10 protein-coding genes and 1 pseudogene are annotated in these 12,998 nt (G+C 49.9%); 1 reads left to right on the forward strand and 10 read right to left on the reverse strand.

Annotated elements, in window-relative coordinates:
* Nucleotides 1-89: 89 nt before the first annotated feature.
* The 4 genes from QLH52_RS23980 to QLH52_RS23990 all read right to left on the reverse strand — a co-directional run bounded on the left by QLH52_RS23980 (nt 90) and on the right by QLH52_RS23990 (nt 4,765).
* Entirely contained in the window at nt 90-2,483 is a 2,394-nt protein-coding gene (locus QLH52_RS23980; protein ID WP_319963222.1) for a type I restriction-modification system subunit M, read from the reverse strand.
* Between the two features lie 613 nt (nt 2,484-3,096).
* The gene (locus QLH52_RS24685; protein ID WP_425258011.1) at nt 3,097-3,330 is read right to left on the reverse strand and encodes a YceK/YidQ family lipoprotein; all 234 of its coding nucleotides are present in this window, start codon (nt 3,328-3,330) and stop codon (nt 3,097-3,099) included.
* Nucleotides 3,331-3,408: 78 nt separating this feature from the next.
* Nucleotides 3,409-3,999, reverse strand: coding sequence for an excalibur calcium-binding domain-containing protein (locus QLH52_RS23985; protein ID WP_319963223.1), 591 nt, complete (start codon nt 3,997-3,999; stop codon nt 3,409-3,411).
* 112 nt (nt 4,000-4,111) lie between these two features.
* Nucleotides 4,112-4,765: an SOS response-associated peptidase gene (locus QLH52_RS23990; RefSeq protein ID WP_319963224.1), complete on the reverse strand. Its 654-nt coding sequence runs from the start codon at nt 4,763-4,765 to the stop codon at nt 4,112-4,114.
* A 66-nt stretch (nt 4,766-4,831) separates the two neighbouring features.
* Here QLH52_RS23990 and QLH52_RS23995 point away from each other — a divergent pair, with 66 nt between their 5' ends.
* Nucleotides 4,832-5,623: a nuclease-related domain-containing protein gene (locus QLH52_RS23995; protein WP_319963225.1), complete on the forward strand. Its 792-nt coding sequence runs from the start codon at nt 4,832-4,834 to the stop codon at nt 5,621-5,623.
* Between the two features lie 141 nt (nt 5,624-5,764).
* Here the strand turns inward: QLH52_RS23995 and QLH52_RS24000 are convergent, their stop codons facing one another.
* From QLH52_RS24000 to QLH52_RS24025, 6 genes and pseudogenes are all read right to left on the reverse strand, one after another.
* On the reverse strand, nt 5,765-6,013 hold the full coding sequence (locus QLH52_RS24000) for an AbrB/MazE/SpoVT family DNA-binding domain-containing protein (RefSeq protein WP_033157619.1): 249 nt from the start codon (nt 6,011-6,013) through the stop codon (nt 5,765-5,767).
* A gap of 176 nt (nt 6,014-6,189) precedes the next feature.
* The gene (locus QLH52_RS24005) at nt 6,190-7,845 is read right to left on the reverse strand and encodes a protein adenylyltransferase SelO (protein WP_319963226.1); all 1,656 of its coding nucleotides are present in this window, start codon (nt 7,843-7,845) and stop codon (nt 6,190-6,192) included.
* Between the two features lie 825 nt (nt 7,846-8,670).
* Entirely contained in the window at nt 8,671-9,567 is an 897-nt protein-coding gene (locus QLH52_RS24010) for a hypothetical protein (protein WP_319963229.1), read from the reverse strand.
* 588 nt (nt 9,568-10,155) lie between these two features.
* Nucleotides 10,156-10,533, reverse strand: a pseudogene (locus QLH52_RS24015) (TniQ family protein); the annotation flags it as partial.
* The gene (locus QLH52_RS24020) at nt 10,512-11,900 is read right to left on the reverse strand and encodes a TniQ family protein (protein WP_319963227.1); all 1,389 of its coding nucleotides are present in this window, start codon (nt 11,898-11,900) and stop codon (nt 10,512-10,514) included. The gene QLH52_RS24020 and the pseudogene QLH52_RS24015, both read right to left, overlap by 22 nt.
* Nucleotides 11,894-12,868: a TniB family NTP-binding protein gene (locus QLH52_RS24025; RefSeq protein ID WP_319963228.1), complete on the reverse strand. Its 975-nt coding sequence runs from the start codon at nt 12,866-12,868 to the stop codon at nt 11,894-11,896. Before QLH52_RS24025 ends, QLH52_RS24020 begins: the two co-directional genes overlap by 7 nt.
* Nucleotides 12,869-12,998: the final 130 nt, after the last annotated feature.

A 12,998-nucleotide genomic window follows, 5' to 3' on the forward strand; every position in this document is an offset into this window, starting at 1 on the left:
GCTGCAGATTTCATTGAAAACATGCGGATCGTTTTCGACGAACATCTACCGCGCTGGAACTATCGGGCTATTCCTCAAACCAACTAATTTCAGGAAGTTATTTTTGGCGGAATCCTAAGCGGCGTGATCCACTTGCGTTCCAGGAGTTCGTGCACCTGCGCGTCGCTCAAGTTTTCAATCGTTTCCTTGGTCTTGAGGTGCAGGGCGGCGGCTTCTTGCTTGATGGCCGCTTTCAGGGTTTTCTCCTCGGCGAGCCAATCGGCGGCCTGGATGATCTTGGCCTCATAGGATTCGGGATCGAAGTCGCCTGATTGTTTCGCCTCGGCAAGTACGAGCTTTGCCTCCTTGGCGACGGCGGCATTGACGAACTTGTCGCCCGCGTCGTTTACGGTGTCGTTGGCCTTGTCTTCTTCGCTGAGGCTCTCGAAGATTTCCTCAAGGGAGGCGGTGATTTCGCTGAGGCGAGTTTCCTTTTCGCGTAGCGCGGCCAGCTCCTGCTTGTGATGCGTCATCTGCACCAGCTCGAAGGGCAGGATTCGACCTTTCCAGCCGTCTTGCAGCTCAACGTCTTTGCCCTCTTTCTTTTTGGTGACGAGGTTGGGATCAACCACGCGAGAGGCATCGAAGCCCTCGGTTTGGAGAATTTCCAGATCGATGGCGATGGGCTGCCAGTGATCGTCGAGGATTTGGTAGGCGTGGTATTTATCAATGAGCGGCAGCGGGGCGAGCCGATCAAACAGCTCTTTGCTGATGAGTGCCTCCTGCCGGGGAATTTGCAGGGTGAGCATCTGCTCCAGCAGTGCGCCGCGCAGCCAGGGCGTGAAATCGGCAAAGGCGGCGGTGAAGGTTTCGCCGTATTTCATCACCTCGGGATGTTCGCGGGTGGCTTGGGCGAGGTCTGCCACCTGCGGTGCGACATAGGGCGTGCCGTTGTCGGTAAACAGGGTGGCGCGCAGGCTGGGAAAGGCTTTCCAGAAATCCGCCAGGGCATCCAACTCGCTCAGCGGGATACCGCCAAACATGGAGGCGTAGAGATCCCAGCTTTCGGCAGGCTCGGAGGAATCCACGTAGCGCGGGATATTGAGGTTGTAATCATTAGCCTGCAGCTCAGTCTTGGGGACTAGACGGCTGTAGCGCGGCACGTTAAGGCGTCCGATCACAGTATCCGCAATTTTCTTGATGTCGGAGGCGCGGAGTTTGTTGTTCTTGCCCTCCTTAGCAAAACCCTTGGAGGCATCCACGATAAGGACATCGCTGCTTTCCCGCTTTTGCCGGAGCACGAGGATGATGGTAGGGATGCCGGTGCCGAAGAAGATGTTGGGCGGCAGACCTATGATGGTTTCGAGGTGGTCGTTTTCGATCAGATTTTTGCGGATTGCGCCTTCCTCACCGCCTCGGAACAGGACTCCGTGGGGCAAGACGATGGCCATGATGCCGCCCGGCTTGAGGTGGTAAAGGTCGTGCAGCAGAAAGGCGTAGTCGGCCTTGGACTTGGGCGCGAGGCCAAAGCGCGCGTAGCGGGGATCGCTGTCCTTATGCTGCGGGTCCCACTTTAGCGAGTAAGGCGGATTGGAGACGACGGCGTCGAGGTACAGCGGATTGTAGGTATTGACCGGGTCTTGATCGTCGAAAAACGGCCAATCGTCTTCCAGGGTGTCGGCGTTGCGGGTGACGATATTGCTGGGCAGGATGTCGCGCATGACCAGATTCATGCGCGTGAGGTTGTAGGTGTTTTCCTTCAGCTCTTGGGCGTAGTATCTAATATTGTCCTTGTCCAGCATGTGCTTGGCGATAGCCTGGCCGATATTGAGCAGCAGCGAGCCGGAGCCGCTGGTGGAGTCGTAAATCTGGATAGTCTCGCGATCCTTCAGATGGTGCGCGATGATTTCGGACATCAGCACCGAAACTTCGTGCGGCGTATAAAACTCGCCCGCCTTTTTGCCCGCATTGGCGGCGAACATGCTAATCAGGTACTCGTAGATGAAGCCGAGCACATCGTAACCCTGTCTGCCATCCATGGGGATGTCTTTGATAAGCTGGATGAGCTCGCTGATGGCCTTGGTTTGCTTGGCCGCGGTGTCGCCGAGCTTGCTCAAGCCGGTTTCAAGGGTTTTGAAAATGCCCTCGAATAGGCGCTTGTGGTTCGGGTGAATCAGGCGGCTGAAGGCTGACAGTGCATCGCGGACATGGGAGACATCGAAGTCGCCCTTGTGCTCGATCCAGGTTGAGAAGAGATGCTCGTAGCTGATGAAGTAGCCAACGTTGCTCTTGATGTAGTCAACGGTCTCGGCATCCTCTTCTGAGAGCGCCCGGAGATCCTGGTCGCTGAAGTCTTGGCTTTTTGCGAAGCGCACCAATTTGTCGGAGAGGTATTTGTAGAAGATGAAGCCGAGGATGTAGTCCTTGTATTCGTTGGCCTCGATCTTCGACCGCATTTGGTTCGCCGATTCCCAGATTTTGGCGGCGAGTTGTTGTTTGTTCATAGTTGAGACGTTTTAAAGTTAGCTGCTAGGCGCTTGGGTTTTGCGACCCATGATGGTTTTCTTACCTGACTCGGGCGTAGCCTCAACTCTGCTCGCTGGCGATAAGCGGCATGCAGCGGCGGACCATCTGACCGAAGGTGGATTTGATAAGGAAGCTTGCCGCGAAGTCATCGAGGCGGGGGCTTCTTGTTTTTCAGACATTGAGTGCTCTTCCTGATACGCCGTTTACTGCCTGATAAGCCTTGATGAAACTGGCACATTCTAACGTCAATCTGTATTTTTCACATTAGCAGGTTCACTTCGGTGAATTTTCCGATGAATCCATCGTGCCCTCCTAAACTTTTGAATACTTAAGCCAATTGGAGGTCATTGCCTGGGAATCTGCAACTATTAAAATGCTTAGTCCAAAATGGATCAACAATTCCAGCTTGCCACAAAAAAAGCCGATAACCCCTCTCGGGACTATCGGCCGTTTAGTGCGCATCTTCTGCTCTCTGCTTGATGAACTAAGTCTAGCCATAGATAGTAAACAGCCAGGAAATTCTGCATGGAATTAAAAAGCTAGTCACAAATTGGTTGCAATCGATACCGGTAGGAGCTTTAAAAATTGCCTTCAGTGAAAAATCTCCGCACTAATTGCTAACGGTAAAAACAAAGAATCCAACGCAAAACTAAATGGCAGGTCAACCAAAGGATAGCCCGGAGGTTCTGCCTTGAATTTTCGGATAGTCACATCGTCGTTCTCTAACGCTGCCCAATCTAGCCTGGTTCTGCTGTAGACGAATACACGCTCATATATGGGCACGTCAGCGTTTAAGCTTTTGAACGTTGCGCATCCTGATAGCACTAAGACGCAGACAATCCCACCTATGAGTTTCTTCAACCTTCTCCCTCACTAATATTCGAAGTGCGTGGCTGCTATGAGCTAGAACTGTTGTTCACAGGGAATGCCGTCATTGTCACCATCCATCTTCGTACCAGGGCAATTTTGTAGATAAAATTCAGCTTCTTCATACGAGGTCATTTCAGAGCAATGCACCTTGCCGCTGCACTGGAAATGCTGAGCCGGTTTTGGCGGTACAGCTATTGGTAATACTGGCTGGCCACTGGTTACATTTTGATTACCAAATTTGCTGATGATTGAAACAGCGGCAACTACAAGCAGCACTGGGATGAATCTATATCCAGATTTCTTATGCGGTGGTCTATAGGTGTTGTGGCTTCTGGGAGGCCTTTGCTGCGGAGTGCTTGATTTTTGTGTCTTTGGCTTCCTGTCTATCGGGGCAACTGTCAAAACCTGAGCTACACCTTCGATTTTCGCGTTGATCGCGCGTAGCTTGCCTTTATCATCCAGACTGGTTTCGTAAAATATGATGTCACCAACTATAGGTGGACGACTCATAGCTTTTAATGCTGATATGTGGATAAAAATATCGGCACCGCCAGACTCCGGTTTTATGAATCCAAAACCCTTGTCGTCTATCCAGCGAACCAGCTTGCCTCTTTCAGTTTCCATAGCCTAGTTATTTGCCATTATTGGATTAACTAGCCTAGTCAAATGCCTGCCAATTACAATTCGCTAAATCTTCAACAAATCAAACACCCCCTTCGCAAGGGCATATCCACATTCAATTTAAGCACCCTTCATCATTATGCTTTGGATTATTCACATAGTCGCTAATAGGTGTTCTGGTCATGTCAACGTAGGCCTGATTATCCAGCAGATTAAACACGTCATCTTCCACTGCTGATTTACCCAACCAATCCCGGTAATGGTCAGGAGGCATGATAACCGGCATCCGTTCATGAATCGGTTGCATCAGTGTCGTTGCAGCGGTCGTGATGATGGTGCAGGAATAGAGCGTTTTCGCATCGTGCTCCCAATGTTCCCAGAGTCCAGCAAAGGCAAATAACTGATTGTCTTGGCGGTGGATATGAAAGGCTTGTTTGTGCGATGCCAATTTCTGCCACTCATAAAAACCGTTTGCGACAATCAGGCAGCGGCGTTTATGAAAGGCAGCGCGAAAACTGGGTTTTTCTCTGACGGTTTCCGCGCGGGCGTTGATCAGATGGTGGCTGTTTTTATCGTCTTTAGACCACGATGGCACCAAGGCCCAGAACAGGTTTACCGATTTTAATGATTGGTCGTCTAGCTCCACGATGCAGAGGATTTTTTGCGCCGGCGTAATGTTGTAGCTGGTGTTAAAGCGCGGCAAGCGTGGCAACTCAAAATGTTCAGCTATGCTTTCCGGCGTTGCCCTGAGGTTGTAGCGACCGCACATAACGACAATTCCTTACCTGTTATTCGTAAGACCCATACCGATTAAACCCACCATTGGACTCATGAAATGGATATTAACCAAATTCTGTTACAAGCGTTTGCGCCTATGATAGCAAGCTATGGGTGGCTATTTGTCTTGTTGATCGTCATCGGCTTCTTGAAAACACCGTTCATGAAAGGTGTGATCGGCGAAGCCTTAGTCAATTTAGCGGCTGCGTTTTTTCTGGATAAAAACATCTATCGCTTATTCAAAAACGTCACACTACCGACCGAAGACGGCACCACGCAAGTTGACCATGTCATCGTATCGCCTTATGGCATTTTCGTCATTGAAACCAAGAATCTGAAAGGTTGGATATTCGGCAATGCGCAGCAAAAGATGTGGACGCAGCAAATCTACAAGCACAAAAACCAATTCCAGAATCCCTTGCATCAAAACTATAAGCACACGCAGACACTGCAATCGGCATTGGAGATTGAACCCAGCAAGCTATTTTCACTAGTGGTGTTTGTTGGTGATAGTGAATTTAAAACCCCGATGCCAGAGAATGTCGTGTATGCCGGTGGTTACATTCGCTTTATCAAGAGCAAGCAACAGCGCTTATTGACCGAAAACGAAGTTACAGAGGTTTGCCGCAAAATCCAAGCGGGTCGTTTGAAGCCCTCTATCAAAACCCATATAGAGCATGTCAGGCATGTTAAGAGCATAGTAGAGCAAAAGCAGCAGCAACCTGAAAACGCCTGCCCTAAATGCGGAAAACCGATGATCCTGAGAACCGCTAAAACAGGAGACAACCAAGGTAATCAGTTTTGGGGATGTAGCGCGTATCCTAGATGCAGGACTGTGAAAGCTGTTTAACGTTAGATTTGATCAGGCGGATTTTATCTATGACACTTTTTGCTTGATCTCAGACTTTAATATTGTGGTGAAAATTAGACGCCATTTTGCAACTAGCAAGCAAAAAGCCATTTAAATCAACAGGCAGATAGTTCGCAGCCATCACATTGCGACTTCGCGCCCAACGCTTGTTCCCCACTCAATCGGCTCGTGTCGATTATCGGGCGTAATTTCAGCCAGCAAGTCGTCTAACTTGAGCTTTGGTTTTGCTGTTGTTCGTTCAATCCGAAAACCCGTTTCGTCAACAGTTAGTTCAACTGATGAACCAACTTCCAACTTCAATTGGGCGAGCATCCTGGCCGGCAATCGAACCACGGCACTATTGCCCCACTTCTTAATTTCAGTTTGCATTTATTAACCCTTCTTGGATAACCAAGTTAAACCATAAAATTTATTTTCAATGAAAACAACATCTTACTTGTTGAGCCAAGCGGTCAGGCGAGGGAACACGTGAAAAAATATGGGCATCCGAAGAAGTTTAAGTAAGTGCCATTCAGTTCTGGCACTACTTTTTCAATGCCAACGCATCACGACGAGCAACTAAGGTGGGACAATCCACCCACCTCAAAGAACTCAGGCGGTTTCAACCTATAGTATTTCTCTTCCACGTCCTTGGACTGCTCTGCATAGGGCTGCGTCATCACGTCCTGAAGTTCTCGAATTAGAGAATAATTTCCCACAGCTGCTTGCTGATATGCCGGCACAACAAACCACTCTCGCAAAATGTATTTTGGGTTTACAAGCTTCATCTGCCTAGACGTTTCCTCACTGGAACTGCTGAGAAGTGTTTTCCATTTCGCGAGCCACGCTGCCCAACGCTTATCTAACTCTTTGTGGGTTGTGTCACTCGCCGCGTGATTGTAGAAGCTTTTCTTGAGTGGGCCAATGTTGTCGGGTATCGACGAGAGCTCGCGGAAGAAAATAGTGTAATCAACAGGCGTTTGCATCATGAGTGTGCCTAGCTCGCTGAGTAGTGCGCTGCAAAGCGCCTTATCAGACGCTGTTTTCAAATTACTAAGACCCAGCTTGGCGGCCCACATCTTTTCCATTTGCGCTTCCATAACTTTCGAGAATCCACTTTGAATCTCGTCGAGCTTTAACAAATAGTCCTGATGCGATGCCAGCAACGGCCGCAACGCCGAACAAAACATATCGAAATTGCGTTGCGCGGCGCTTGGTTGATTCAAGAACGAGAAGTGATAACCTCCTCCCGTCCAAGGCTGATAATGGGGATTAAACACATCGCAAAAGCCGAAGGGGCCATAATCAAGTGTAAAACCACCGACTGCACAGTTGTCGCTGTTGAAGTTACCCTGGCAGTAGCCGACGCGGATCCAGTTCGCCACCAGTGACGTGAGGCGGTCACGAAACTCACGCGCCAACAACAGCAATTTATCGGGCGTTGTGAATTGCTTATTGACCACGTCAGCGTACTCACGATCAATCAAGTGCAACACAATCTTCTCCAGTTCTTCCAGCGCTTTGGGGTGTTCGTTTTTACGACTACGGCGAGCGAAAAGTTCAAGTTGGCCGACGCGAATAAACGACGGCGCAACACGTGTCGATATGGCGACAGCCTCAGATATAAGCATGTCAGGATTCTCCGAGCGCGAACCCTCCGAGTACCATGGTCGCTTTACCTTCTCCGTTTTTGAAACATACAAACTCAAAGACCGCGATGTCGGCACGCCCAGTGCGTGCATGTGCTCTTGAGCCAAGAACTCGCGGATACTCGACCGCAAGACAGCGCGACCGTCTGCGCCACGACAATATGGCGTGCGACCGCCACCTTTGAGCTGCATTTCCCAGCGTCGCCCGTCGATGACGGCCTCAAGCACAGAAATTGCGCGACCGTCTCCATAGCCGTTGCCAGTTTGGAACGGACACTGCTGAATGTATTCCGTGCCGTAGATGGAAAGTGCATACCCAGTCGCCCAACCAACCTTGCGAATCGGCTCTGGAACCTGAGAGATGTCGCCGGAGAACAGGCGGACGAAATCGGAGGACTCTGCCATGCTGTCAGCAAGGCCAAGCTCGGAAAAAAAGCGTTTGCTGTGAGCGACATACTCAGGGTCTATGATTGGAGTCGGCTTGACGGGAACATAATGTCCCGTAAAGACTTGTCGCGGGGCGTGGTCTTCACCGTTTTTTGTCGCGTCAGGGTCACAGTTGAGCGTGTCCATCAGAGAGTAGTTTGCCAACTTCGCAAGATCCTGGAGCATCGATATAGTCGAGGACGCTTTCTGGGGCAGTCGGTTTGTCATAATTGTTTATGCCAAGGCTCGTTAAGGTAAATTCCAATACTAAAAGTTCCTAATGTACGCACAATCGTCTTTTCTGGGGTATTAAGTTTCGTTTTATCCGCTTGTTTTGAGGATTATTGATACATCAAGAAATTGTTCGGCGTACATTAGGAACCGCAAATACTCATAAGAGTGTCAAAGATTTGCCGTGTTTTGAATAACAGCGGCGTCAATTATTTCAAGTTAGAAGCTCACCATTGTCATTGCAGAAAGCGTGTAATACGTTACAGTTTGCCGGTTGATGACTACTATTCAACACCCGCGATGGACTTGCCGCCTTTTTTCCATGTTAGTGATGTTTGTTTGTTCCCATCAGTCAGGTTTTGCCAGCCTACCATCCTTCGATATACTTTATCGCCGTTGCATACATCGCGTTATCGCCATGGCGGTGCAAATAAGCTAATTCGGCAGACCCTGCAAAAATACGATGATTTTTTCTCTGGCGTTTCTCCTGCTCAGCGCCTGACGATTTCAAGTATGGGTATTTCTTTATCACTAGGATTTGGGCCAAGCTTACCAATCCATTTCCATTTAGCACCACAATCCTGACAAATGTATGTCCGTTCAAACCTGATTCCATCTGGTAAGTATTTCGTTTTCCCCCGCTGTTTTAAACCCAGAAGCAGTTGACCCTCTGAACCAAAGGGCTGATGTATACCGTTTTCATCGGCTGGACTGCAAAGATTACATGGCATCATAGGGTTTCTACTCCGTTTCTTTTGGAGACGACGTGTGAATCAAACTGGCTCCATTGCCATTCAATTCACCATATAGGTCAGACCGACGAAAAAAATACTGCCGGCTGCGATCGATCAAAGGTCCTGAAACTGGTTGCACCGGCAGAGTTTGCAATAGCCATCGCGGCGCCCGTTTTACTGATTTGGCATATTCAGCCAATGAAATATAAGTGGCTTGAAACTCGTCGAGACTCGCTTGCGTGACCCGCCGACCAGGAAGATGGTCTTGGATAGTCGTCAGTAATCCCAGCCTTACCAAGTCGTACACGACCTGTTGTTTCAAGCCTAGCCTTTTCCGCGCTTCGTCTACTGAGATACTGTATCCGCTGGCGTTGCGCATTTCCGCCAACCATTGCCAAGTCTGTTGCTCATCAAGCTGGATATTTCCCAATGGCACTCGCTCAACCGTCTTGCCCACTGGTTTTAATTGGTTACCCAAAAGCGCCCGAACTAAAGTGATGAATTCCCCATCGCGAAGATGCCAATATTTCAATATGCATCTGACGTTTATTGTCGGTGGCGAGTGCATCGTTTCTGTGCCGGCGAAAACCAATGCTTGCACTTGCTGTTTTGGAATTAACCAAGCAGCGGCATTGCCGTGCATTCTTGATACCAACGGTTTTAGGATGCCATCCGCAATTAAGTCTCTGACCCGGGCCTTTGGCAGCCCCAGTTGTTTGGCGGCTTTATCAAGCGTGACACATCCCTTTGCCAGAATCGCTATTTCAGTAAGGCTCTGTTTATCGACTGAGCGCATCGTCCGACCGGACGGCAATTCAATCTGATTCCCAGCGATCACCTCGGCTCGAATGAAATGGCGAACCGTTGACGGAGCTACGCCGGCTTTTTTGGCGGCTTGTTTCAAGGTCACCCTAGGATGTCTGGCAATCGTCTCTGTCTTAAACGCTCGGTGGCGTTTATTGACTATCCCTGACCAATGCGCGTGCAAATAGCCCTCGAATGCGTCGCGCAGGAATTGAAAACATTCACCGGACAAGTCCGTGTATAAAGTCCTATAGAATGACCCGAAAGTCCTGCGAATACTGGATTGACTGTCTGCTTGCTGATGTAGGGTGCTCAATAGGGCGTGAAAGTTATCCGGCCAGCTATCCAATAGCCGACTCACTTGCAGCATCAGCGTGGTTGCCGTATCCAGTTGATGTAAATTCGCAATCTTCCCCGGTTTGGCGGGTTGGAAGATTTCCGAGTACTGCCCTAAATAACCAATCAATCTGATCCATTCCGGCAGTGACATGGCAGGAAACCCCGCCAATGCCGACTTGCTGTCAATTGCCGCCTCAACCGTGCGGCTGACGGAAATCGGGGGTTCATCGACCCGATCATTACCTCGGGCATCGGCAAGCCACGCCCCACAAGCGCATTGATCAAGGTTAACCCGTTCTAGCCGTTGAGTGCTTCCACACCTAGGACATTGTTCAGATAACCTGATCGAATGCCGGTTGCAAATACAGCTGATTTTCAGCAGCCATGGACCCCTTAGATGTGCCGACTCGCGAAGGCAGAGCGGACACCAACGCATTTGACTATGATTAAAATCGGCGACTGTCAGCCCATTCGAAAACGCGCTTGGTCCCCAAAAACTCGGATGGGGTCCAAACAATGCCTGTCTTTCCTCAGCTGATAAGCCAAGCGCTTGGCATAGGCCATCAAAGTTTCGAAAGGTGTTGCCTAGCTGCCGCAGCGATTCGTAACCGTTTGCCCGTGCAACGCGCATCAAAAAACCCAGGGTAGCCTCGCCATTGATCGGACGCGGACGCACAGGTAAAGCGCAATAATCGTTCACGTCAATTATGCTGGTTTTTCCGGACACGCCAGTCGAACCAGGGAACCGACGAAGTACAGCTCATAATCGGGTATCACCGTAAGGTGTAATCCCAGCTGTTGCAAGACATCGCTAGGACTCCGTAGCTCACGCAATTCTTTCGGTATCCGCCACCAATAGATGAGCGCTCGACAATCTGTTAAATCAGCTTGCTCGAATGCCACACTCGACAGGCGATTTAGGATGTCCACCAACTCCAACTCGTATTCCCGCTTACCGTATTTGATGGGCGGTATAACTGTTGTTTGTTGATAGCGAAGCATTTCAGGATCGAGGTCGCCGATGCGTTTGGATAAATTTGCCCACCAGTGCATCAACCGTGTTTGGTTTTCGTAACGCCGTGTTGGCGAAATCCAGGGGTTATAAAACACCGCCGACGAGATCGGCAATTTCAGTTGGTAGTCGGCCAGCATTTGCGCCACTACCACCTGAATTTTCATCTGGAAGTATCCATAGCTGCCGGTGTCGACAAATTGCATCATCCGATACAACCAATCTAACTTCGACACGGAACAAAGCAAGTCTTTATGCCCTCTGAATCGTCTGGCAAGTATTCTCAGTATCCGATGTCTTAATTCGTCAGGCGACGCCATTATAAGCACGACAATCCAGTCGTCAGACCAGTAAGGTCTGTGACTCCACTTGCTCTGAATCGGCTTGTGGGATCGATGACCGTCACGACATAACGCTTTACGCAACCGACTGCCCCATTCGAGACCTGCGTAAACTTCACTGAGCGTATAACCTTTCGAAATTGACGATTCATCACAGTTGTTGAAACGGCTGGGCAGGTCAACATCTTCCGATCCCGCTAAGAGCTGGGCAAATAGCAACTGATTGCGACTGGCAAGCGTGATGGGTGCATTCGTAATCGACTGACCACAGGCACAAAACCAATCCGGCATTAAATCGGACCAGGAAAAAGTTTTGCCGCAAAGAACGCAGCGCTCATACAATCGGATCTGATGAACGGGGCATGCCGCAATCTGCGGCAATTCCCAAAGGGCAAAATCAAAACCGCATTCGCTTAGGCAGAGAACACAAAAACGTACCGGGACAACATCTAATCCCGGCCTGCTATTCTCATGCCCATTCGAGCATTTCGGCAAACGCCGTTTGCGCAGCCACCAGGTCCGATCGAGTTCGGTTGAAGTCCCCAGCAACATTTGTAAGGTATCAAAAGCCGCTGGTGGAGCATCAGTTGCCGTTCCGCGATACAAAGCGCCTAAGGTATGCTCTAAGCGACGGGCTATTCGATGCCCGTTGCCCCCCTGAAAACGGTATAGATAACCCGCTAGACTTTCCCCCTTTTTCATTGTTTGGCGCACTGGATACTGACTATGCGGAATCAGCATATCGGCTCCAGACCAGACCTGCGGCTATTGCCGAAACTGCCGCACTCAAACGGCTCGTTTCCTCGATCCAGACGGCGAAATTCGAATCCCGGATTGAATGGATTTAGCTTGCCCACACCCTCCCGCCATATTTCCTCGGTAAAGGCTTGCTCCAATAGGGACGGTCCAATCTCGTTTATTTCTGTTTCCAGTGCGATCCTCAACGATGTGGCTAACAGCTTTTTGATATAGGCTACGCGACCATCACTGGCGTAATAGAGGCGCATACCCAGTTCGTCCCAGCCACAAGAGCCGCAGTGCAGAGGAAGCGGCAAACAAGAACCCAGCGAACGGAATAACTGCAAACATTCAGCGTGGATAGAATCCTTATCGCTTTGCCCCAAGGCCAGACGAATACGCCGGGAAAAACGTCGACGTAATTGCTCGTTAACCTGTAACAGTTTTTCCAGGCGAGGCAGACCTAGAAACACCGTCGGTACCCCCGTCTGGTCTATCAATGATTTAAGCCAGTCGCCCACCAAATAATGCGTAGTTGATTTCCCGCGATCATGGATATGCTGAGCTTCGTCGAACAAAATCATTTCTACCCGACAGGCGCGGCATAACGTAATCACCCGAGCGGTTTTTGCCGACACAGTGCCGGAAGCCGCCGCCGGGTCACCCAATTTCTCGAGTAGAGCGGACGCCATACTGGCGATAGTAGCGGCCGGTGGTACCGATACGATCAATACCGGCGTAACATCCCGGTCGGGCAACTTGAAGCGAGGATATTGTTGTTCTACCCACCGGCAGAGACTGCTTTTACCCGTGCCACTTTCTCCCAGTAAAAGCAGATGATGTGCAATCCCCGTCTCTCGAAACAGCGCGATGTTTGCTTTGACGGCATCCACCGCAACAACAAAAGGCGGGAAGGGAATGTACTCTTCATCGAAACGCTGCAATGCGTCGAAAATTTCCTTAAAGTTCATGCTAATCATCCTTAGGATTCCGCCAAAAATAACTTCCTGAAATTAGTTGGTTTGAGGAATAGCCCGATAGTTCCAGCGCGGTAGATGTTCGTCGAAAACGATCCGCATGTTTTCAATGAAATCTGCAGCG

It is taken from the genome of Methylomonas defluvii, assembly GCF_033949435.1.
GTDB classification, from domain to species: domain Bacteria; phylum Pseudomonadota; class Gammaproteobacteria; order Methylococcales; family Methylomonadaceae; genus Methylomonas; species Methylomonas defluvii.